Annotated in this window: 13 protein-coding genes; 10 read left to right on the top strand and 3 right to left on the bottom strand. The window is 61.4% G+C overall.

Annotated features, from left to right (window positions below):
- The first annotated feature begins 381 nt into the window (after positions 1–381).
- From mgtA to AC3WMV_RS14110, 5 genes are all read left to right on the top strand, one after another.
- The gene (gene mgtA, locus AC3WMV_RS14130) at positions 382–3,081 is read left to right on the top strand and encodes a magnesium-translocating P-type ATPase (protein WP_103369051.1); all 2,700 of its coding nucleotides are present in this window, start codon (positions 382–384) and stop codon (positions 3,079–3,081) included.
- A 142-nt stretch (positions 3,082–3,223) separates the two neighbouring features.
- Entirely contained in the window at positions 3,224–3,940 is a 717-nt protein-coding gene (locus AC3WMV_RS14125) for an MgtC/SapB family protein (protein WP_007968289.1), read from the top strand.
- A gap of 135 nt (positions 3,941–4,075) precedes the next feature.
- On the top strand, positions 4,076–4,510 hold the full coding sequence (locus tag AC3WMV_RS14120) for a chemotaxis protein CheY (protein WP_103369052.1): 435 nt from the start codon (positions 4,076–4,078) through the stop codon (positions 4,508–4,510).
- Between the two features lie 144 nt (positions 4,511–4,654).
- On the top strand, positions 4,655–5,287 hold the full coding sequence (locus AC3WMV_RS14115; protein ID WP_103369053.1) for a response regulator transcription factor: 633 nt from the start codon (positions 4,655–4,657) through the stop codon (positions 5,285–5,287).
- A gap of 8 nt (positions 5,288–5,295) precedes the next feature.
- Positions 5,296–8,514 (top strand): transporter substrate-binding domain-containing protein, encoded by a 3,219-nt coding sequence (locus AC3WMV_RS14110; protein ID WP_178085264.1) that lies wholly within the window; start codon positions 5,296–5,298, stop codon positions 8,512–8,514.
- Positions 8,515–8,518: 4 nt separating this feature from the next.
- Here the strand turns inward: AC3WMV_RS14110 and dkgB are convergent, their stop codons facing one another.
- The gene (gene dkgB, locus AC3WMV_RS14105; protein WP_103369054.1) at positions 8,519–9,322 is read right to left on the bottom strand and encodes a 2,5-didehydrogluconate reductase DkgB; all 804 of its coding nucleotides are present in this window, start codon (positions 9,320–9,322) and stop codon (positions 8,519–8,521) included.
- A 291-nt stretch (positions 9,323–9,613) separates the two neighbouring features.
- Here dkgB and AC3WMV_RS14100 point away from each other — a divergent pair, with 291 nt between their 5' ends.
- The 3 genes from AC3WMV_RS14100 to AC3WMV_RS14090 all read left to right on the top strand — a co-directional run bounded on the left by AC3WMV_RS14100 (position 9,614) and on the right by AC3WMV_RS14090 (position 12,669).
- Entirely contained in the window at positions 9,614–10,480 is an 867-nt protein-coding gene (locus AC3WMV_RS14100) for a pirin family protein (RefSeq protein ID WP_103369055.1), read from the top strand.
- Between the two features lie 208 nt (positions 10,481–10,688).
- A complete protein-coding gene (locus AC3WMV_RS14095; RefSeq protein ID WP_103369056.1) occupies positions 10,689–12,131 on the top strand; it encodes a mechanosensitive ion channel domain-containing protein in 1,443 nt (480 codons plus the stop codon).
- A gap of 97 nt (positions 12,132–12,228) precedes the next feature.
- Entirely contained in the window at positions 12,229–12,669 is a 441-nt protein-coding gene (locus tag AC3WMV_RS14090) for a carboxymuconolactone decarboxylase family protein (RefSeq protein WP_102355764.1), read from the top strand.
- 132 nt (positions 12,670–12,801) lie between these two features.
- Here AC3WMV_RS14090 and AC3WMV_RS14085 read toward each other — a convergent pair whose 3' ends face one another.
- Together AC3WMV_RS14085 and AC3WMV_RS14080 are read right to left on the bottom strand one after the other, a co-directional pair.
- Positions 12,802–14,394: a DHA2 family efflux MFS transporter permease subunit gene (locus AC3WMV_RS14085; protein ID WP_103369057.1), complete on the bottom strand. Its 1,593-nt coding sequence runs from the start codon at positions 14,392–14,394 to the stop codon at positions 12,802–12,804.
- On the bottom strand, positions 14,391–15,512 hold the full coding sequence (locus tag AC3WMV_RS14080) for an HlyD family secretion protein (protein ID WP_103369058.1): 1,122 nt from the start codon (positions 15,510–15,512) through the stop codon (positions 14,391–14,393). The genes AC3WMV_RS14085 and AC3WMV_RS14080 overlap by 4 nt, the downstream gene beginning before the upstream one ends.
- A gap of 343 nt (positions 15,513–15,855) precedes the next feature.
- Here AC3WMV_RS14080 and AC3WMV_RS14075 point away from each other — a divergent pair, with 343 nt between their 5' ends.
- Together AC3WMV_RS14075 and AC3WMV_RS14070 are read left to right on the top strand one after the other, a co-directional pair.
- On the top strand, positions 15,856–17,583 hold the full coding sequence (locus AC3WMV_RS14075; RefSeq protein WP_103369059.1) for a ShlB/FhaC/HecB family hemolysin secretion/activation protein: 1,728 nt from the start codon (positions 15,856–15,858) through the stop codon (positions 17,581–17,583).
- A 113-nt stretch (positions 17,584–17,696) separates the two neighbouring features.
- Positions 17,697–22,166 (top strand): hemagglutinin repeat-containing protein, encoded by a 4,470-nt coding sequence (locus AC3WMV_RS14070; protein ID WP_103369060.1) that lies wholly within the window; start codon positions 17,697–17,699, stop codon positions 22,164–22,166.
- Positions 22,167–22,490 lie beyond the last annotated feature (324 nt).

The raw sequence follows: 22,490 nt of genomic DNA, 5'->3' as shown, positions 1-22,490 counted from the left end.
TCAAATCATCGAGGCGTAAGCTTCGCGCGTTTTCATCAATAGCGGAGACCCACAGTGGGTACTTGTTCGAGTGACAGTTGTCGGCCGGTCTCGGTAACCGGCAGATTCTCGGCAAGATAACGCGCAGCCTTTCTCTGCCGTTGTCTCGCCGTAAAGCGAGCAGCGGCATCCCGATCATGGTCAGTTGAGACCATGTCCCGACGTCCTTCTCATCCACACTGAATGTGCGTGGTTTCGACCGTGTGGTCGTGATCGCAAACCTATCGACACGCCTGTCCTTTGTGATCGGCGCGCCAAGCCTTGCCGTGCCGGATTTTCCGGCGTACGAGGCGCGGTCGTACCTGCTCGACGGTTTCCCGGCTGACCATAGGGGCAACAGCCATGAAACTTACGCTCAAGGAATTTTTCGCAGGCTTCCTGCGTACACGCCACATCGCCCGGCACTTCCGCCGTCTGGCGCTGCTGGAATCGATCACCGACACCACGGTCAGCCGTGAAGTGCCGCCCACCCTGGCCAACACCCTGGTCGATGCGGCCCAGCGCGACAGCGGTGAGCTGCTGTCGTCGCTGGGCACTCACACCGACGGTTTGACTGACTTTGAAGTCGACGCCCTGCGTGCGCAGTACGGCCTCAACGAAGTCGAGCACGAGCAGCCGCTGCCATGGTGGATCCACCTGTGGCACTGCTACAAAAACCCGTTCAACCTGCTGCTGACTCTGTTGGCGGTGATCTCGTGGCTGACCGAAGACCTGAAAGCCGCCACGGTGATTTTCTCCATGGTGGTGCTGTCGACGCTGCTGCGCTTCTGGCAGGAAAGCAAATCCAACCAGGCCGCCGACGCGCTCAAGGCGATGGTCAGCAACACCGCCACGGTGATGCGCCGCGACGAGCTGCGCATCGAACTGCCGATCAAGCAGCTGGTGCCGGGCGACCTGATCGTGCTGTCCGCCGGCGACATGATTCCTGCCGACTGCCGAGTGCTCAGCGCCAAGGACCTGTTCGTCAGCCAGGCGGCGATGACCGGTGAATCGATGCCGGTGGAAAAATTCGCCCGTCAGGCCGACCGCGACACGCGCAATCCGCTGGAGCTGGAGAACATTCTGTTCATGGGCACCAACGTGGTGTCCGGTACGGCGGTGGCGGTGATTCTCACCACCGGCAACAGCACCTATTTCGGCGCGCTGGCGCAGCGGGTCGGCGCGACTGACCGCGCGGTAACCTCGTTCCAGCTGGGCGTGAACAAAGTCAGCTGGCTGCTGATCCGCTTCATGTTCGTCATGGCGCCGCTGGTGCTGTTCATCAACGGTTTCACCAAGGGCGACTGGACCGAAGCGCTGCTGTTTGCGCTGTCGATTGCCGTGGGCCTGACCCCGGAAATGCTGCCGATGATCGTCACCTCGACCCTGGCCAAAGGTGCGGTGTTCCTGTCGCGCAAAAAGGTCATCGTCAAGCGTCTGGACGCGATTCAGAACTTCGGCGCCATGGACGTGCTGTGCACCGACAAGACCGGCACCCTGACCCAGGACAAGATCTTCCTCGCGCGCAATGTCGATGTCTGGGGTGAAGACTCCGATGACGTGCTGGAAAAGGCCTACCTCAACAGCTACTACCAGACCGGGCTGAAAAACCTGCTCGACGTGGCGGTGCTGGACCACGTGGAAATCCATCGTGAACTGAAGGTCGGCACGGCATTTCGCAAGGTCGATGAGATCCCGTTCGACTTCAACCGCCGGCGCATGTCGGTGGTGGTCGAGGGGCGTGGCGAGCCGCATCTGCTGATCTGCAAAGGCGCAGTGGAAGAAGTGCTGGCGGTGTGCACCCGTGTGCAGCACGGTGACGTCGAGGAAGCCTTGAGCGATGAATTGCTGACCCGGATTCGTCAGGTCACCGCAGCATTCAACGCTGAAGGCTTGCGCGTGGTGGCAGTGGCTGCCCGCTCGATGCCGGAAGGTCGCGACACTTACAGCCTGGCCGATGAGCAGGAACTGACGCTGATCGGTTACGTGGCGTTTCTTGATCCACCGAAGGAAAGCACTGCGCCGGCACTCAAGGCTTTGGCCGAGCACGGCGTGGCGGTCAAAGTGCTGACCGGTGACAACGAACTGGTGACCGCGAAGATTTGCCGCGAAGTCGGTCTGGCGCAACAGGGCTTGCTGCTGGGCAACGATGTCGAGCGCATGAGCGACGCCGAGCTGGCCGTGGCGGTAGAAAAAACCAACGTGTTCGCCAAGCTGACGCCATCGCACAAGGAACGCATCGTGCGCATCCTCAAGGGTAACGGTCATGTGGTCGGTTTCATGGGCGACGGCATCAACGATGCGCCGGCGCTGCGTACCGCCGACATCGGGATCTCGGTGGACAGTGCGGTGGACATCGCCAAGGAAGCCGCCGACATCATCCTGCTGGAAAAGAGCCTGATGGTGCTGGAGGAGGGCGTGCTCGAAGGGCGGCGGACCTTCGCCAACATGCTCAAGTACATCAAGATGACCGCCAGCTCGAACTTCGGCAACGTGTTCTCGGTGCTGGTGGCCAGTGCGTTCATTCCGTTCCTGCCGATGCTGCCGATGCACCTGCTGGTACAGAACCTGCTCTACGACATTTCGCAGATCGCCATTCCGTTCGACAACGTCGATGACGAGATGCTGAAAAAGCCGCAACGCTGGCAGCCGGCGGATGTCGGGCGCTTCATGCTGTTCTTCGGCCCGATCAGTTCGATCTTTGACATCCTGACATTCGCCTTGATGTGGTATGTGTTCGATGCCAACACCCCGGATCACCAGACCCTGTTCCAGTCCGGCTGGTTCGTGGTGGGGCTGCTGACCCAGACGCTGATCGTGCACATGATCCGCACGCCGAAGATTCCGTTCCTGCAAAGCCGTGCAGCCATGCCGTTGCTGGTGATGACCGGGATCATCATGGCGGTCGGGATCTTCCTGCCGATGGGGCCGCTGGCCAACTACTTCAAACTGCAGGCGCTGCCGTCGATGTACTTCGTGTTCCTGCCGATGATCCTGCTGGCGTACATGGCGCTGACCCAGGCGGTGAAAGGCTTCTACATCCGCCGGTTCGGCTGGCAATAACAACAGGACAACGCTGTTCCCTCTGTAGGAGTGAGCCTGCTCGCGATGGCAATCCGTCAGTCAAAATTTCAACGACTGACACACCGCTATCGCGAGCAGGCTCACTCCTACAGGGGATTCGGATGTTTTCAAGGACAAGACTATGCAAGCCATCAACAACCTCAACCTGACTTCTTTGCTCGACACGCTGGTCAGCCTCAGCGCAGCGTTCATCCTCGGTGGCCTGATCGGTTTCGAGCGCCAGTACCGGCAACGCACCGCCGGCCTGCGCACCAACGTGCTGGTGGCGGTCGGCGCGGCAATTTTCGTCGACATGGCCAACCGTCTCGGCGGTGCTGAAGGCGCGGTGCGGGTGGTCGCCTACGTGGTTTCCGGCATCGGCTTTCTCGGTGCCGGGGTGATCATGCGCGAAGAAGGCAACGTGCGCGGCCTCAACACCGCCGCGACCTTGTGGACGTCAGCCGCCGTTGGCGCCTGCGCCGGTGCCGACCTGCTGGCCGAAGCGGTGCTCGGCACGCTGTTCATTCTGGCCGCCAACACCTTGCTGCGGCCGATCGTCAACAACATCAACCGCCAGCCACTGGACGTGGTCTCGGCCGAAGTCACCAACATCGTTTACGTGATCGCCCGGCGCTCGCAGCAGAAAGCCGTGTTCGCCCTGCTCGAAGCCGAGCTGGAACGCAGCAACTACCCGGCCAGCGACGTCGATGTGCACGCCTTCGGTGCCGACGAAATCGAGATAGAAGCCACGCTGGCGACCACTTCGGTCGACGGCGATGAACTCGATGCGCTGGTGGCGCGGATCTCGACTTCAGCGCTGGTGGTGCAGGCGTTCTGGAGTCCGAGTACCACCGAATAAGGCCACAACGTCGGGCAGCCATTCGGCATGGCTCATGGGTGCGGATGAATGACCGGTTTTTTAGGAAAAGTCCTACAGAACTGCTCCTGAGGCTTGCGTAGTCTTGGCGCACCCATCCACCTCACGAGATCGAGCATGATCAATAAAGCCCTGCGTATCCTGATTGCCGATTCGCAGCATTTTCACCGGATGAAAATCGAGCGCCTGTTCAATGGCCTCGAATACTTCCGGGTTGCTCCGGTACAGAGTCTGTTTGAGCTGCTGACCCTGGTGGACTACGGCTGCGCACCGTTCGACGTTGTAGTCATCAACGCCGAGCTGGCGGCCGGATCGCTGGACCTGCAGGGGTTTTTCCTCAACAACCCGCAGGTGCGCCACGTCCTGATCTATAACGAACCCACGGCACCGGCGCTGACACCCGCCGGTTTCGCTCAGGAAAACCTGCAGATCAGCCATGTCGCCTTGCCCAATGCGGCCGCGATCAAGCACCTGATGGCGCGGGTCGACGTTGCCCCGTTGTGCGCAGTAAATGCCTGGAACCCGGCGCCAGCCGCGCAACGCCGGGCCTGAGCATGGATTATCCTTTCGCGCAACTGTCAGATCTGACAGGTAGATACGCTTTGCTTCCCGTGTAACAGTCTTTGCGCAGCCAACCCGGTGAGTAACAGCTGATGCCGGTGGCGCCATCGTCCTGTTTTTGCACTGGGAGCGGTCATGAAGTCAGCGCTGATCGTCGACGATCATCCGGTGGTAAGGGCTGCCGTGAAACTCGTACTCGAAGCCGAAAGATTCAAGGTGATTCACGAAGCATCGAACGCCAGCGAAGCCCTGGAGCTTAGCCGTGAGCACAAACCGGAACTGGTGATACTTGATCTCAAGTTACCGGGGGTGGGTGGACTGGAAGCGCTGGAGCGGCTCAAGGCCAACGACCCCGAATGCAGGGTGCTGATTTTTACTTCTCAGGATCCGCTGCACTATCAGGATCGCTGTCTGCGTAGTGGCGCCATGGGTTACGTGGCTAAAACCAACCAGTTGCTGCAATTGCACAAGGCTGTCCAGGCGCTGATGTCGGGCTACTCCTATTTTGCTGCACTGCCTGATAGCGGCTCTGTGTCGACCCCGTCGCACCGCAGCGAAAAACAGCTGATCGACGAGCTCTCCAACCGAGAACTGAACATTCTCGTGCAGTTGGCTCTGGGCAAGCCCAACAAGAAAATCGCCGCTGAAATGTTCCTCAGCCACAAGACCGTCAGCACCTACAAAACCCGCTTGATAAAAAAGCTGGGTCTGCACTCAAAGTCAGCGGTGTACTTGCGCGAATTCGCCAAGCGCAACGATTTGATCTGAGTAGCACAGTGAATCTGCGACGCTGGTGGTGCGTGCTCTGGTTGAGCTTCACCGCCACCTGCTGGGCCAGTGAGTCGCCGCAGCCTCTGGAGTTGTTGAGCCAGGCAGCACTGGAGAACATTCAAGTCCCGCTCGACCCCCAGGATCAACAGTGGCTACGCCGCCATGCGACGTTGCGCATGGGGATTTCCGGGCCCGATTATCCACCGTTCGAGATCACGCGGAATCGGCAGGAGCTGGAAGGTCTCACCGCCGACTATGCCGAGTTGCTGGCGCAACTGCTCGGGGTGCGGATCGAGGTGCAACGCTACGCCAACCGCGACGCGGTGATGAGCGCACTCAAGCGCGGCGAACTCGATCTGCTGGGCACCTCGAACAATTTCGAGCTGGCCGATGCGGATTTCATCTTGTCGCGCCCCTACGCCGAAGACCAACCGATGCTGGTGACCCGGCTCGACGAAACGTTGCCGGCCGACCTGGCAGGCAAACGCATCGCCATGGTCGAGGACTATCTGCCGCTGACCAGCGTGCAGGCGTTCTACCCCGACGCGAAGGTGCAGCGTTACTCCTCGGCAATGGATGCGCTGGGTGCGGTAGCGTTTGGTGTCGATGACGGCTATCTCGGCGATCTGATCAGTGCCAATTACCTGATCAACACCAATTACCGCAATGACCTGCAACTGGCCGGGCCCTCGGGCCTGGATGCCAATCCCTTCGGTTTCGCCCTGCTGCGCAGTGAGGTGCGCCTCAAACGCATTATCGACAAGGCGCTGGCGGCGATTCCCATGGAGCGTCGTCAACTGATCGAGCAGCGCTGGAGCGCAGGGCGCGCGCAAATGGCCGCGCAGTCGCAGGTGCGCCTCAGTGCCAGCGAGCTGCAGTGGCTGGAGCAACATCCGCGGGTGCGGGTCGGGGTGATCGAGGATTTCGCACCGCTGACATTTTTTGATGCCGACGGGCGATTCAACGGGTTATCGGCGCAATTGCTCAACCTGATCAGTCAGCGCAGCGGGCTGCAATTCGAAGTGGTTCGGGGGCGTTCGCTGGACCGCCAGATCGAGCAGCTCAAGGCCGGTGAACTCGACGTGTTGCCGGTGGTGACCCCGAGCAGCGAACGGGAAACCGAGCTGCAATTCACCCGTGCCTATCTGAACAATCCGTTTGTGCTGGTCAGCGCGACGACGGCCGGCAGCCCGCGCAGCCTCGCCGATCTGCCGGGCAAGCGGCTGGCGATTTATCGCGGTCATCCATTGCACGACTTTATTCTGCAGCAGGTGCCCGGGATTCGCCTGGTGGAGGTGCGCAGCCCGGCCGAGGGCATGGAGCAGATCGCCAAAGGCCAGGCCGACGTGACGGTCAGCTCACTGCTGGTGGCGCGTTTTCTGATCGCCCGCCATTATCGCGAACGCCTGCGCATCACCAACACGATCGGCGATCAGCCGGCACGCATTGCGCTGGCGACCGCAGCGCAGGATACGTCGCTGCACACGATTCTGAACAAGGCGTTGCTGAGCATCGCGCCGCAGCAGATGGACGAACTGGTCGAGCGCTGGAGCCATGACGTGGTCGTGGAAGAGAGCTACTGGCAGCGTCATCGCCGCGAAATCCTGCTGGCGTTTGCCGGTGCGGCAGGGCTGCTGTTGCTGGCCTTGGCCTGGATCGGTTTTCAGCGCTCGCAGCTGCGTCAGCGTCAGCAGTGGCTGCACCAGTTGCAGCAGGCCAAGGATGCCGCCGACGACGCCAATCGGGCCAAGACTACGTTTCTGGCGACCATGAGCCATGAAATCCGCACGCCGATGAATGCCCTGATCGGCATGCTCGAAATGGCCCTCAAGCGTGCCGAGGAGGGCGTCACCGACAAGCTGGCAATCGAGGTCGCGTCCGGTGCCGGCCAGCAATTACTGGCGTTGATCGGTGACATTCTCGATATCGCACGTATCGAGTCCGGGCATTTGTCCCTCGCGCCGCAGCGGGCCAATCTGCGCGAACAAGTGATCGCGGTGTGCCGCGTATTCGAAGGGCTGGCGCGGGAGAAACGCCTGCTGTGGCAGGTCGAACTGGATGCGCACAGTGACGTCGACGTCATGCTCGACCCGACACGCTTCAAGCAAGTGCTGTCAAACCTGTTGAGCAACGCGATCAAGTTCACCGAGCAGGGTCAGGTGAGCCTGCGTTTGTCATGCTCTGCGATGCCGTCCGGGATCCTGGCGGTCGCGGTGGTGATCGCAGACAGCGGAATCGGCATCAGTGCCGATGACCGCAAACGCCTGTTCAGTCCGTTCGTCCAGGCCGCTAACCAGGGCCAGTCAGCGCGTAGCGGCTCGGGACTGGGCCTGGTGATCAGCCGTAACCTCTGCGAAATGATGGGTGGCACACTGCACCTGGACAGCGAGCCGGGGCATGGAACGCGGGTTGAGGTAAACCTGCAGTTGCCGCTGTTGACCGCGCTCGAACCCGAGACGGCAGGCCCGCAAGTGGCGGACACGCCAGCGCGTTCGCTGAGCGTGCTGGTGGTGGACGATCATCCGGTCAACCGCTTGCTCCTGTGCCGGCAACTGAGTGAACTGGGCCACGCTACGGTCGATGTCGAGGATGGTGAGCTGGGCTTGCAGCGCTGGCGAACACAGGCTTTCGATGTGCTGATCACCGATTGCAACATGCCCCGGCGCAACGGTTACGAACTCGCTCGGACACTTCGTGAAGAAGAGGCGGCGAGCGGTCGGGCACGCTGCCTGATCCTCGGCTTCACTGCCAATGCGCAGGTCGAGGAGAAAGTCCGTTGTCTTGAGGCCGGCATGGACGATTGTCTGTTCAAGCCGATTCGCTTGCACGATCTGCAACAGGCATTGAAGGCGGCCAGTCGCGGTGACGGTGACCAGCTGTCGGACCCGGCACCGCCGTTGCCCGAGATCGACCTGAGCGCGCTTGAACAGATGGCCGGGGACAATCCTGCAGTGATGCAGCGCCTGCGCGAACAAGTGTTGCGCAGTCTGCACGACGATCTGCAACGGCTGGACGCTGCGCGCCAGCCACAGGATCTGAGCGAATTAAGCACCCTGGCGCATCACATCAAGGGCGGTGCGCAAATGGTCGGTGCCGCGCGGGTGGCGGCGGCGTGCAGCGATCTCGAACAGGCGTGCCGCGACGCCGAAACCCTGGCTGTCCACCGCTCGGCGGATGCGCTGCGCAGGGCCATGCTCGGCCTCGCGCAGCGGCTTCAGGACTGAGCGATCAATCCCACCGCGGGGCAATGCCTTTCGGGCTGGTCAGGCGATGGCCGCGCTCCAGACCGGCGATCAGCGCCATGTCGGATTCGCTCAGGGTCAGCGTGGTGGCGCCGAGGTTACTCTGCAGGTTGGCGCGTTTGGTCGACGATGGAATCACCGCGTAACCCGACTGCATCGCCCAGGCCAGGGTGACTTGCGCCGGGGTCGCTTGCAGGCGATCAGCGATCTGCTGAATCACCGGATCCTTCAGCACTTCGCCATAGGCAAGGGTCATGTAGGAGGTGATCTGGATGCCCTGGCTGCGGGCGAACTCGACCACTTTGCGGTTTTGCAGGTACGGGTGCAGTTCGATCTGGTTGGTGGCGATGTTTTCCGCGCCAACCGCGGCGATGGCCTGTTGCATCAGCTCGATGGTGAAGTTGGACACCCCGATCTGCCGGGTCAGGCCCAGACGCTTGGCTTCGAGCAGCGCGCCCATGAATTCGGCGACTGGCACCTGATCTTCCGGCGACGGCCAGTGGATCAGCGTCAGGTCGAGGTAGTCGGTCTGCAATTTCTGCAGGCTTTCCTTGAGGCTGTCGATGAGACGATCCTTGGCGAAGTTGGCGATCCAGATCTTGCTGGTGATGAACAGCTCTTCGCGAGCAATGCCGCTGGCGGCGATGGCCTGGCCGACCTCGGCTTCGTTCTCGTAGATCTGCGCGGTGTCGATGGCGCGGTAACCGAGTTCAAGGCCGGTGCGCACCGAATCGATGACCACCTGACCTTGCAGGCGAAACGTACCCAGACCAAAAGCGGGAACAGACATTGATGACTCCAGGGTTGCAGTGGGAATGGGCAGGAGTATCCGCGTCTGTGTGCTTGGGAAAAACCGCTGCTGGGGCAAAGCACTGTTGAGCAGAAGTCATGAATCTTTCCCGATAGTGGTGTTGTCTGGACCGGCCCCTTCGCGAGCAAGCCCGCTCCCGCAAGGATCGAGATTCAACGGTGGGACTGTTCTATAAATGGAACGCTAAAGCCGGTTTTTGCCGTCTAGTCCTAAAAACGCTATGGATTTAAGCTTAATCCATTGCGTCACCCACCTTTTCTGGAGGCAACCATGAAAAACATCATCGGTATCTACACCAGCCCTCGCGGCCATTGGGTCGGCGATGGTTTCCCGGTGCGCACCCTGTTTTCCTATGACAACCTGGGCAAACACATCAGCCCGTTCCTGCTGCTCGATCACGCAGGCCCGGCCGAATTCACCCCGACCACTGAGCGTCGCGGCGTCGGCCAGCACCCGCACCGTGGTTTTGAAACGGTGACCATCGTCTACGACGGCGAAGTGCAGCACCGCGACTCCACCGGCAGCGGCGGTACCATCGGCCCCGGCGACGTGCAGTGGATGACCGCTGCATCCGGGATCCTCCACGAGGAGTTCCACTCGGATGATTTCGCCAGAACCGGCGGCAAGCTGGAAATGGTGCAGCTGTGGGTCAACCTGCCGGCCAAGGACAAAATGGCTGCGCCCGGCTACCAGACCATTCTCGACGGCGATATTCCCAATATCGCGCTGAAGGACGATGCCGGCCGGCTGCGGCTGATCGCTGGTGAGTTCGATGGGCATAAAGGCCCGTCGCACACTTTCACGCCGATCGACGTCTGGGACCTGCGGCTCAATGCCGGCAAGTTGCTGACGCTCGATCTGCACGAGGGACGCAACACCGCGCTGGTGCTGTTGAAAGGTTCGGTGCAGATCAACGGTGTGGAAACCGCAGGTGTCGGGCAGTTGGTGCTGTTCGAGCGCGACGGCCGTCAGTTGACCCTTGAGGCCAGTGAAGATGCGGTGGTGTTGTTGCTCAGCGGCGAGCCAATCGACGAACCAATTGTCGGCCATGGCCCGTTCGTGATGAACACCGAGCAGGAAATTCATCAGGCATTCGCCGACTTCCAGTCGGGACGTTTTGGCCGGATGCACGGGTAAATTTCACCCCTGTGGGAGCGGGCTTGCTCGCGAAAGCGCAGTGCCAGTCAATGCATGTCTGACTGATCCACCGCCTTCGCGAGCAGGCTCGCTCCCACAGGGGTTTTCCGGTGTTTTTGTGCTGGTGTTCTGCCTCTGAAATCAATTACTCCTACACTTGCCCAATCTGTGCGATCTTCTCGCGACCGGGCCCTGTCGGAGTGCTTTGATGTTGTCTTTTTTGACCGAACATCCGTTGTTTTGCGCGTTGATCCTGATCCTCCTCGATCTCGGGCTGTGGCGCCTGATCAGCTCCCGTGGCAGCGAGTGGAAGCTGCTGGTGCGGGTGCTGATTTTCAGCCTGTTCAGCGTGCTGTTGTTCAACGAAGGCCTGAATCCGATGGAGCCGGCGCCGTGGGCCGACAACGTGCCGCTGCACCTGGCGGCGACCGGCTTGCAGATCGGCTGGTGGCTGTTTGGCGCGCGCACCCTGACCGTGCTGATCGGTGCGGTGATGATGCAGCGGGTCGGGCACACCGGGCGGCTGTTGCAGGATCTGCTCGGTGCGGTGATTTTCCTGATCGCGATTATCGCGGCCCTGGCCTACGTGCTGGATCTGCCGGTCAAAGGTGTGCTGGCGACGTCCGGGGCCTTGGCGATCATCGTCGGTCTGGCGTTGCAGAGCACCCTCAGCGATGTGTTTTCCGGGATCGTGCTCAACACCACCAAGCCCTATCAGATCGATGACTGGATTTCGATCGATGGCACCGAAGGCCGGGTCATCGACATCGACTGGCGCGCCACGCGTCTACAGACCAGTCAGGGCAGCATGGCGGTGATTCCCAACTCGCTGGCGGCCAAGGCCAAGATCATCAACTTCAGCCGTCCGAGCAACATGTTCGGGGTGGCTGTCAGTGTCCAGGTCAGCCCGCATGCCCGGCCCAATACGGTGATCGACGCGCTGGAACGGGCGATGCAGGGCTGCCGTCCGCTGCTGGACAATCCCTCGCCAAGCGTCGCGCTCAAGAGCTCCAGCAGCGCCGGCGCGGAATATGAGATCAGCGGTTTTGTCTCGTCGATGGATCAGAAACGCTCGGTGCGCAATCAGCTGTTCGATCTCGCTTACCGGCACTTGCAGGCGTCCGGGGTCAATCTGTTGTCGAGCGTGGAACCGAATGCGCCAAGCGGCCTGTCGCGGCCACGGGCGCTGCTCGACAGTTCGCCGATTTTCTCCACCCTGCGCCAGGAAGAGAAAGACACCTTCAGCCAGAACATGACCCTGCAAACCTTCCGCGCCGGGGAAGCGATCCTGGAGGCCGGGGAGGTCAGCGATCATTTGTTCATCATCGAATCGGGCGTTGTCAGCGTGACCTTGACTCGCCATGGCAGCCCGTTCGAATCCGGGCGCATGGGGCCGGGGGAGGTGATCGGCGAGGCCGGCATCCTCTCCGATTCGTCTGTGCCGGCGACCTTCGCGGCGAAAACCTTCTGTGCGCTGTACCGCATCGAGAAGACCTATCTGAAGCCGTGCCTGGATGCCCGCCACGACATCAACGAGGCGATGAAAGCCTTGCTCGACTATCGCCTGCACAAGGCCCAGAGCCTGACCCAGGACGTGCCGACCGTGGTGGCGAAAACCGGGTTCCTGCACTGGTTGCGCAATCGCGTGTGACAGGGTGGTCTACTCGTCTTCCGGGAGATTGGCTATTTGTCCGGGGCAAGTGCGGGACTACCTTAGTCACACATTCACTGGCCCCGGAAACTCAATCATGAAAGCTCGTACCGATTTCTACACCGCCTCCCCAGACGCCCTGAAAGCGATGATCGCCCTGGAAACCGCGGTCTCGAAACTGCCGCTGGAAAAGACCCTGGTCGAACTGGTCAAGCTGCGCGCTTCGCAGATCAACGGCTGTGCGTTCTGCATCGACATGCACACCGCTGACGCGATCAAGGGCGGCGAAACCCCGCGTCGACTGTTCGCCGTCACCGCGTGGCGTGAAGCGCCGTTCTTTACCGAGCGCGAACGTGCTGCGCTGCTGTGGACCGAATCGCTGACCCAACTGAGCCTGACCCACGCCCCGGACGAAGACTACGACATCGTCGCGGCGCAATTCACGCCCAAGGAAATGGTCGACCTGAGCGTGGCAATCAACACCATCAACAGCTGGAACCGTCTGGCCGTGGGCTTCCGCAAAACCCCGCAGCTCTAAGCCCCAGACACAATCTTTTGTAGGAGTGAGCCTGCTCGCGATAGCGATTAACCGTTCAACATTAATGTTGAATGAACTGGCGCCATCGCGAGCAGGCTCACTCCTACAGTGGGCATGCATTGCAGATATGGATCAATGCCCATCCGCACTCGGCGCGGCCGGTGGTTGTACCTTGCGCATCAAGGGCACCATCGCCGTGGCGATGATGAAGCACAGCATGATCATCAAAAAGGTGTCGCCATAGGTCTGGGTCTGCGCCTCGCGGTAAGTCAGCAGCCACAGTTGACGCAGGCTGGCGGTGACGCCGACGTCACCGCTCTGACCCAGTGTCGCCAGGTTGCCACCGACCTGCGCCAGCCACTGATTCATCGCCTCGTTGCTGCTGTTCAGATGCTCAGCCAGGCGGGTGAAGTGCAGGTTGGTGCGGTCATTGAGAATGGTCGCGCACGCGGCAATGCCGATGGCGCCGCCCAGATTACGCATCAGGTTGAACAGCCCCGAAGCGTGCTTCAAGCGCGCCGGTGCCAAACCTCCCAAAGTCAGCGTCACTGCCGGCGGCACTGCCAGTTGCTGGGCAATTCCGCGTAGCGCTTGCGGCAGCATCAACTCAGCGGAACCCCAGTCGTGGGTGATCGGACTGAACTCCCACATCGACACGGCAAACAAGCCCAGGCCGATCATCATGATCCAGCGCAGATCCATGCGATTGGCGAGAAAGGCGTACAGCGGAATCGCCATGATTTGGAACACCCCGGTGGAAAAAACCGCCAGACCAATGTCCAGCGCGCTGTAGCCACGCACCCGTCCGAGAAACAGCGGGGTCAGGTAAATCGTCGCGAACAGGCCGATCCCGGTGACAAAGGAAAAGAAACAGCCTAAGGCAAAGTTGCGATCCTTGAGTGCGCGCAGATCGACGATCGGATTGGCCACGTGCAAGGTGCGCCCGATGAAGGCCAGACCCGCCAGACCGCTGATCCATGCCGTGGTCAGAATCGTTTGATCGCTGAACCAGTTCCAGCGCGGGCCTTCTTCGAGGGTGTATTCCAGGCAGCCGAGAAACAGCGCGAGAAACACCATGCTCAGGTAGTCCGCGCCCTTGAGCAGCGCCAGCTCCGGCTGGTCGATTTTCACCAGCATCGGCACGGCCACCGCAACGAAAATTCCCGGCACCAGGTTGATGTAGAACAGCCAGTGCCATGAGGAAATGTCGGTGATCCAGCCGCCGATCACCGGCCCCAAGGTCGGCGCCAGCGACGCCACCGCACCGATGGTTGCGGCGGCGATCACCCGTTGTTTGCCGGTGAAGAAAAAGAACGCGGTGGTGAACACCAGCGGAATCATCGAACCGCCGAGAAAGCCTTGCAGCGCACGAAAGGCGATCATGCTCTGGATGTTCCAGGCCACGCCGCAGAGCAGGCTGGCCAGGGTGAAACCGACGGCCGAGGCGCAGAACAGCCAGCGTGTGGAGAACACCCGCGACAGCCAGCCCGACAGCGGGATCACGATGATTTCGGCGATCAGATAACTGGTCTGCACCCACGCGGTTTCATCGGTGCCGGCCGAGAGCCCACCGCCGATATCGCGCAACGACGCCGAGACAATCTGGATGTCCAGCAGCGCAATGAACATGCCGATGCACATGGTGGCGAAGGCGAAGACCTTGGTCGCGGTGGCCATGTCGGCGGCATTGAACGGTTGCGCCGGGGCGGTGAGGGCGGTGCTCATGGCGCGACGGCCACGGCGCTGGTTTCGGCTTGTGCGCGGGTGTCGACTTCAGCGGTCACCGACAGCCCCGGCCGCAGATGCCCGAGCACGCCGTCGGCCGGATCGAGCAGGATTCGCACCGGCACTCGCTGGACGATTTTGGTGAAGTTACCGGTGGCGTTCTCCGGCGGCAGCACGCTGAATTGCGAGCCGGTGGCGGGGGCGAGGCTGTCGAGGCGGCCATGGAATTCCTGGCCGGAGAGTACGTCGGCGCGGATGCTCACCCGTTGCCCGGGTTTCATCCGCGCCAGTTGGTCTTCTTTGAAATTGGCATCTACCCACAGACCGCTGGCCGGTACCACCGACAACTGTTGCGACCCGGCCTGGGCATAGGCGCCGACCCGTGCGCGACGGTTGCCGATCACGCCATCGACCGGCGCGCGCAGTTCGGTGTAGCCGAGATTCAATTGCGCCAGATCACGCTCGGCGCGGGCTTGTTGCAGGGCGGCGCGGGCCTGTTGTTTCTGGGTGTCGATCACCGCCAGTTGGCGCTGGGCGGCGAGCAATTCAGCCTGGGCGCGAGCGCTCAGGGCTTGCGCGGTCTTGAACGTCGCGTCGGCGCGTTGGGCGCTTTCCACCGACACGGCATTGGTGCTGACCAGACGTTTGTAACGCGCATTGTCATCCCGCGAGCGGGCGGTTTCGGCACCGGCGGCATCGATGCCGGCCCGGGCCTGGCCGATCACCGCTTGCTGCAGTTGCTCGGTGGCGTCGAGGTTGGCCAGCAGCGCCTCTTCGGCGGCAACCGCGCCTTCGGCTTTGGCGAGATTGGCACGATAGTCGCGCGCGTCGAGGCGGATCAGCACGTCGCCGGCCTTGACCGATTGGTTGTCGCTGACCAGCACTTCTTCGATGTAACCGGCGACCTTCGGCCCGATCACCGTGACGTCGCCACCGATGTAGGCATCGTCGGTCTCTTCAAGAAATCGCCCGGTGCCCCACCAGTGCGCGGCATACATGCCGACCACCACCAGCGCGATCAGGCCGGCGCCGGTCAGCAGCAGGCGTTTGCGCAGTGGCGGTTTGGCGGGGGTGACCGGGGCAGACAGGTCTGGCTCAAGGGTGGGCATGCTGGTCATGGCGTAATACCTGCGGAAACGGGCTGTTATTACGGCTGTAATATGACGCAAGTAATATTTTGTGGCAATTATGTTTTTGTGCCAATCGTCAGTTGCTTACCCGGCCTCGGGGTTTGGAGCGGTTTCGATTAAATGACAGCGCCAGTAATACGGGCCAAATCTTCAAGAACTCAATGAAAGCCCTCGGGGAACCCCTGATGGCGTAGCGTTGAACACAGCAAAATCAAATGTTTAAGAAATGTAAGCGTTGTAGGAAGCGTCTTGCATTTGTGTAGGAAGGCTCTGACTATCACTCGCATTGATGAGGTGGCATTACGCTACTTTATGATTGCAAGGATGTTGCGTGCCGTATTCGCTTCGTGCTGTTTTCCGTCGTCGTTCCACGCTTTGCCCGCTGTTGTCGGCCTTTGTGTTGAGTGTGTGTGCCTCCTCGATTCAAGCGGCTGATCCTGTTGCGCCGGGCCAGGAAGTGCTGCGCCAGCAGCAACAGCAACAACGCGATCTGCAACAACTGCAAATGGAACAACGCAAGCGCCAACTGGAGCGCGGTGCGTTCGGTCCGGCACCGGCCACGCCGGCCATCCCGCAAACCGTCACCCCCGATGAACGCTGCTGGCCGCTAAGCGGCACGCGCATTGGTGGCGTCACGCTGATCGACAGCAACAAGCTCAACGCCCGGATCAAACCGCTGCTGGCGCCGTGCATGGGCGTCGGCCAGATCAACCATTTGCTGGCGACCATCACCGCGATCTACGTCGAGCAAGGCTACATCGCCAGTCGCCCGTACTTGCTGAGCGCGCCGGCGGCGGGGCAGTCGCTGGACATCATGATCGACGAGGGCTACATCGAGTCCATCGAACTGGCCGATCAGAGCCTGCCCGTTTCGCTGGGCGGCGCGTTCCCGCACATGCTCGGCCAGCCGCTGAACCTGCGCGATCTGGAGCAGGGCCTGGATCAATTGAACCGCTTGCGCTCGATCGACCTGACCGCCGACATCGCCCCCGGCAGCCAGCCCGGCGCGTCGCGAATCATCCTGCGCTCGCGCACCTCCGGGCAGTCGCGCTGGGCGTTGGGCCTGGGCATGGACAACCTCGGCAGCGCCAGCACCGGGCGTGATCGCAATACCGTCAGCCTGAGCTTCGACAGCCCGCTGCAGCTCAACGATCTGTTGAGCCTCAGTGCCAGCGACACGTTGAATCAGGGCGACCGCTACAGTCGCAACGCCAGCCTGTATTACGCGATTCCCTACGGCTACTGGACCTACAGCGTGTTCGCCAGCCATGCCGAATATCGCGCGCCGTTCAAACTGCCCGGCACGACCTTGTACAGCACCGGCATCACCGATCAACTGAGTCTGCGCGCCGACCGCGTTTTGTGGCGCGACCAGAGCCGTCAGCTCAGCGCCAACCTGCAACTGGCACACAAGGACGTCGACAGCTATCTGGAGAACGTTCGCCTGGGCATTCAAAGCCCGACCCTGACCGTGGCCGAAGCCGGACTCAATCTGTTCTGGCTCGACCGTGCGGTGTGGAATCTCGACTTCAGCTACTCACAAGGCTTGCGCTGGCTGGGCGCCGATGACGACGCCAATCATGCGGTCAACAATTTGCCCAAAGCGCAGTTTCGCAAGTACCGCGCCGGCCTCAGCCAATGGCGCAACGGCCAGTTCGGCGCGCAAGCGTGGCAGTGGCAGAGCCAGCTCAATCTGCAATACAGCCCTGACCCGTTACCGGCCATCGAACAGTTGCTCGGCACCGACGATTCTGCGGTGCGCGGCTATCGGGTCAGCAGCGCATCCGGGGCCAGCGGCGCGATCTGGCGAAACACCTTGCGTCTGCCGCTGCGCAGCGATTGGCCGGTGCAGATCACCCCGCGCGTGGGCCTGGACAACGGCTGGCTCAAGGCTGACCACGGCGCCCAGGGCCAACGCCTAAGCGGTGCCAGCGTCGGGCTGAATCTGGGCTGGAAGAATCTGCAAGTGGACGTCGATTACCAACGCGCCCTCAACACCCCCAAAGGTTTGCAGCACGAGCCAGAGACCTGGCTGATGCGCGTGGGGTTGCAGATATGAGCGCCACCGAAACTCATCATGCAGTGAACAAACAGCCGTCGGATCTGAGCGCGACAGCCACGGCCAAGACTAAATCGCGCGCCGTGATGCCGTACTTACATGGAGACGTTTTTATGCCAGCACACACCTTTGCATTCCATCTTTCTCCTCGGGGTAAATTGCGCTGGGCGATCGCCAGCCTGTTCTTCGCCGTGCACCTGCCCAGCGCCATCGCCGGCGGTGTGGTGGTGGCTCCCGGCCCCGGCGGCACCGCGCAATTGCAGACCCAGGGCGGCGTGCCCATCGTCAATATCGTCGCGCCCAACGGCTCGGGCCTGTCGCACAACCAGTTCCTCGACTACAACGTCGACCGTCAGGGCCTGGTGCTGAACAACGCCTTGCAGGCCGGGCAATCGCAGCTAGCCGGGCAACTGGCGGCCAACCCGCAACTGCAGGGCCAGGCGGCGAGCGTGATCCTCAACGAGGTGATCAGCCGCAACCCTTCGGCCATCAACGGCGCCCAGGAAATCTTCGGCCGCGCGGCCGATTATGTGCTGGCCAACCCCAACGGCATCTCGGTGAACGGCGGCAGCTTCATCAACACGCCGAACGCCAGTCTGCTGGTCGGTCGTCCGGAGTTGAACGACGGCAAACTGCAAGCCTTGAACACCCGCGACGCCAGCGGTCAGTTGCAGATTCAGAGTGGCGGCCTGCGTAACGCCGAGGGTTCGGTCAACCTGATCGCCCCGCGTATCGACAGCCAGGGCCGCATCGATGCCCGCGATCAGTTGAACCTCACGGTCGGACGCAATCAGATCGATTACGCCAGCGGTCAGGTCAAAGCCGTGGACCCGGCAGGCAACACCAAAGATCAACGCATCGACGCCAGCCTGTTCGGCGCGATGCAGGCCGGGCGCATCAATATCGTCAGCACCGCCGAAGGCGCGGGCGTGCGTGTGGGTGCGGTGCAAGTGGCCGGGCGTGACGGCGTGCAGATCCGTTCCGCTGGCGATCTCAGCGTCAGCGGTGAAGCCATCCCCAACAGCCTCGAAGTGACGCGTGCCAGCATTCGCAGCAGTCAGGGTGATGTCGGCCTGCACAGCGGCAACGACCTGACGCTGGCCGCCACCGACGTCAGTGGTCGCGACGTCAGCGTCAATGCCAAGCGCAACCTGACCCTGAGCAGCGTCGAAAGCCGCAAGCTCCAGCAGCAGCGCGAAAACTGGAGCAACAGCACCATCGGCATCACCTGGGAAACCTACGATCGCACCCAGACCGACAGTGAAACTCGCCAGCACGGCAGCCAGATCGTCGCCAGCCGCGACGCCAGGCTGACCTCCGGCAAAGACACCGAACTCAAAGCGGCCAAAGTTGAAGCGGCAAAAAACCTCGATGTGCAGAGTGGCGGTGATCTGCGCCTGACAGCTGCCACCGAAAGCCACACCCGGACCGATCAGGGCAACCATCGCAAGCATCTGTGGAAGGCCGACTGGAACAACAGCAGCGAAGAGCAGCGCAGCATCGGCAGCCAGTTGAAGGGCGGCAATATCGCGCTGCAAACCGCCGCGTTGTTGCGCGCCGAAGGTGCCGAACTGAACAGCGCCGGCGATGTGAAACTGGCGGGCAAGCAAGTGGACGTCACCACGGCCACGCGCACCAGTCGCAGCAATAACAACAGTTACTCCGGCGACCTGGTTGGCGGCGGATTCTTCGGCAAGACCGGTGATGCCGACAAGGGCCAGACCCGGCATCAGGGCAGCAAAATCAATGCGGCCGGCAAACTGATCGTCAAGGCTGACGACGTGCGCATCAGCGGCAGCCAGGTCCGTGGCGGCACCGAGGCCAGCGTGATCAGCGATCAGGGTTCGCTGGTGATCGACGGTGTGCAGGACACTTCGCACAGCAACAACCACGACAAGGACAGCAAATTCTTCGGCATCACCAAGGACGAGTCGCGGCAGAATTCCAGGGACAGCACCACGGTGCGCAGCGAGCTGGTTTCCGACAGCAACCTCAAACTCAAGAGCGCCAAGGACATCGAAGTGGCCGGCTCTACGGTCAAGGCTGGTGGCGTGCTGACGGCGGACGCAGCGGGTGATGTGAACGTGCATTCCACGCAGAACAGCCACGACAGCAGCTCGACCACCGAGACCCGTGGCTTCGATGCCTACGCCAAAGAGCAAACGCCGGAGCAATACCGCGCCGGGGTGCACTACGAAGACAAGCAGCAGACCGTCACCCGTAACGACGTCAATCAGCAAGGTTCGAGCCTCAGCGGCGGTAGCGTGCAGGTGAAGGCCGGCGGCGATCTGACGATCAAGGGCGGTGAAGTCAAATCCACTGCTGGCGATACCACGCTGAGTGGCAAGAATGTGTCGTTGCTGGCCGAACAGGACAGCCACAAAACCTCATCCGACACCTCCAGTACTGGCGGCGGTTTCTACTACACCGGCGGCCTCGACCGCACTGGCAGTGGCGTCGACTTTGCCCACAGCACCACGCAAGACAGCAGCAGCAAAACTACCGCGCAAACCACCCACGTGCAAAGCAGCGGCAGCCTGAACATCAATGCCGACAAACTGCTGACCGAAGGCGCGCAGATCAAGGCTGGCAACGGCGTGAACGTCGCGGCCAACCAGATCGACAACCGCGCCGCCAGCAACACCGAAAGCAGCAGCCATAATCAGAGCAACTGGTCGGCGGACATCGGCGCCAACGTCGAGTACAAGGACATCGCCCGCCCGATTGCCGGTGCAGTCAAGGATGTGCTCAACGGCAAGGTGCCGGACAAGGAAGCCCTGAGCAATCTTGGCCAGCCGAACGTCGGTATCGACGTGGCGATCGGTCACGGCAGCGCCGACAAGACCGAGCACAACAGCAACGCCGTGGTCAGCCGTTTCGACGGTGGCAGTGTCGAGGTAAAAACCGCCGGCACCCTGCACGACCAGGGCACCCAGTACAGCGCGAGCAACGGCAAGGTCAACATCAGCGCTGACAAACTGGTTGCCGATGCCGCGAGCAACACTCACAGCAGCACCGATAACTCGGTGGACGCCAAGGTCGACGTGCGGGTCTACACCAAGACCGGCGAGGACGTGAACGTCGCCGGCAGCGGCGCGGGTGGCAACAGCTACAGCAGCAAGGACAGCAGCACCGCAGTGGTCGGCGGTTTTGCCGGCAGCCAAGGCGTGAACATCAAGGTGGGCGGTGATGCGCAGTTCGCCGGCAGCCGTTTCGACGGCGGGCAGGGCGGTGTGAGCATCAAGACTGACGGCGATCTGGCGCTGAATCAGGCAAACGACCGTCAGAGCAGCAGCGACTCCAGCCTGCGCGGCAACGGCTCGCTGACCGTCGGCACCTTGCCGGGCACCGACGGCACCAACGTCGACCTCGGCGCTGGCTTCCAGCTTGACCACACCGGCAAGCAGACCTCTGACACTCAGGCTCACGTGGCGAGCATCAGCGGCAACGGCCCGGTACAACTGAGCAGCGGTGGCAATCAGGTCCAGCAAGGCACGCAGATCGACAGCGCCGGCGGCATTGAGCTGCACGCTGACGGCAAACTCGATCTGCAAGCGGCCGTTGATACCCACACCGCGACTGGCAGCAATCTCGGCGGCGGTTTGAAGGGCGGCGGCAGCAAATCCAGCAGCGAGAAGAGTCGCGATCAGGGCGGTAATCTGAGCGGTAACTTCAACATTGGTCGGGTCAACGAAAACTCGCAAACCCTGACCGGTGGCCAGCTCAACAGCCAGAGCAACGTCGCCTTGAGCGGTGACGCGGTGCACCTGCAAGGCACGCAAGTCAGCGCGCCGAACGTCAGCATCAATGCGCAGAAGGGTGGTTTGGTTCAGGAATCGGCGCAGTCCACCGAGAGCCGCAACAACTGGAACGTCGCGCTGAATGCCGGCGGCAACCTGAGCAGCAAGACCCCGACCGCAGCCGATGAAAAGGCCAGCAGTGACCACGGCTTCAACGCCGGGGCCAAGGTCGGCGTCGATTACCTGCAAGGCACCACCCAGCAGAACAGCCAGATCAAGGCTGACAGCGTGGTGCTTAACAGCGCTGGCGATGCACAGATGTCAGGTGCGCGGATCGACGCGAAAAATGTCAGTGGCAAGGTCGCTGGTGATCTGACCGTCGAAAGCCGCCAGGACTCGAAGACGCAGGCCAAGGTCGATGTTGATCTGGGCCTGACGGCGAAGAAAAATCCACCGAGCGACAAGGAAAAGCTCGCCGGCACTGACTACAAACCAACGTTGAAAGCGCAGGGCGAATACGCGCACAAGGACAGCGTCGCGCAGGCGTCCGGCATCAGTGGCAATCAGGGTGTGAAGTTGAACGTTGGTGGTGGTACGCAGCTGACCGGCGCACGGATTTCATCGACGGACGGCAAGGTCGATCTGGGCGCTTTGAAGGTCGTTGGCAGCGATCTGGTCAACCGTGACTACGGGGTGAAAGCCGGACTGGACCTGCCGCAGAAAACCGAGGAGAACGCACCGAAGGTGTCGTTCGATAACGGCAATCTGAAAGTCGGTCCGGTGACCCTGAGCGGGAATCTGGACAGCCAGACCCTACAGGCCGGGATCGACGAAAAAGGCTGAGCAGCACCGCTGTAAAAACTGTGGGAGCGGGCTTGCTCGCGAAGGCGTCAGTTCAGTCAGCGAGGCTGTTGACTACCAGCGCCTTCGCGAGCAAGCTCGCTCGTTTTGATCTGTCGCATTACCGCGAAGATAGTCGCTGCGCAACCATCGCATGCAAATACGCAAGTCGAATATATATATCAAAAATGAATATTCGGCATAGCGAAGAGTTTTAAAAAACTGTCATTTATAACAGTTGTGAGAGTTTCCTTGAAAACTGAAGATCAGGTTCCGGTACTTCAAACCAGATTGGTTTTATCCCGGCCTTTATCAGGTCATTTCAAG

The sequence above is a fragment of the Pseudomonas sp. FW305-3-2-15-E-TSA4 genome, from assembly GCF_058787295.1.
The sequence above is the reverse complement of the archived record's forward strand: the minus strand, read 5'-3'. Positions and strand labels throughout refer to the sequence as shown.

Coding starts and splice junctions, on each gene's coding strand:
- mgtA (WP_103369051.1), top strand. CDS start 382: ATGAAACTTACGCTCAAGGAATTTTTCGCAGGCTTCCTGCGTACACGC.
- AC3WMV_RS14125 (WP_007968289.1), top strand. CDS start 3,224: ATGCAAGCCATCAACAACCTCAACCTGACTTCTTTGCTCGACACGCTG.
- AC3WMV_RS14120 (WP_103369052.1), top strand. CDS start 4,076: ATGATCAATAAAGCCCTGCGTATCCTGATTGCCGATTCGCAGCATTTT.
- AC3WMV_RS14115 (WP_103369053.1), top strand. CDS start 4,655: ATGAAGTCAGCGCTGATCGTCGACGATCATCCGGTGGTAAGGGCTGCC.
- dkgB (WP_103369054.1), bottom strand. CDS start 9,322: ATGTCTGTTCCCGCTTTTGGTCTGGGTACGTTTCGCCTGCAAGGTCAG.
- AC3WMV_RS14100 (WP_103369055.1), top strand. CDS start 9,614: ATGAAAAACATCATCGGTATCTACACCAGCCCTCGCGGCCATTGGGTC.
- AC3WMV_RS14095 (WP_103369056.1), top strand. CDS start 10,689: ATGTTGTCTTTTTTGACCGAACATCCGTTGTTTTGCGCGTTGATCCTG.
- AC3WMV_RS14090 (WP_102355764.1), top strand. CDS start 12,229: ATGAAAGCTCGTACCGATTTCTACACCGCCTCCCCAGACGCCCTGAAA.
- AC3WMV_RS14085 (WP_103369057.1), bottom strand. CDS start 14,394: ATGAGCACCGCCCTCACCGCCCCGGCGCAACCGTTCAATGCCGCCGAC.
- AC3WMV_RS14080 (WP_103369058.1), bottom strand. CDS start 15,512: ATGACCAGCATGCCCACCCTTGAGCCAGACCTGTCTGCCCCGGTCACC.
- AC3WMV_RS14070 (WP_103369060.1), top strand. CDS start 17,697: ATGCCAGCACACACCTTTGCATTCCATCTTTCTCCTCGGGGTAAATTG.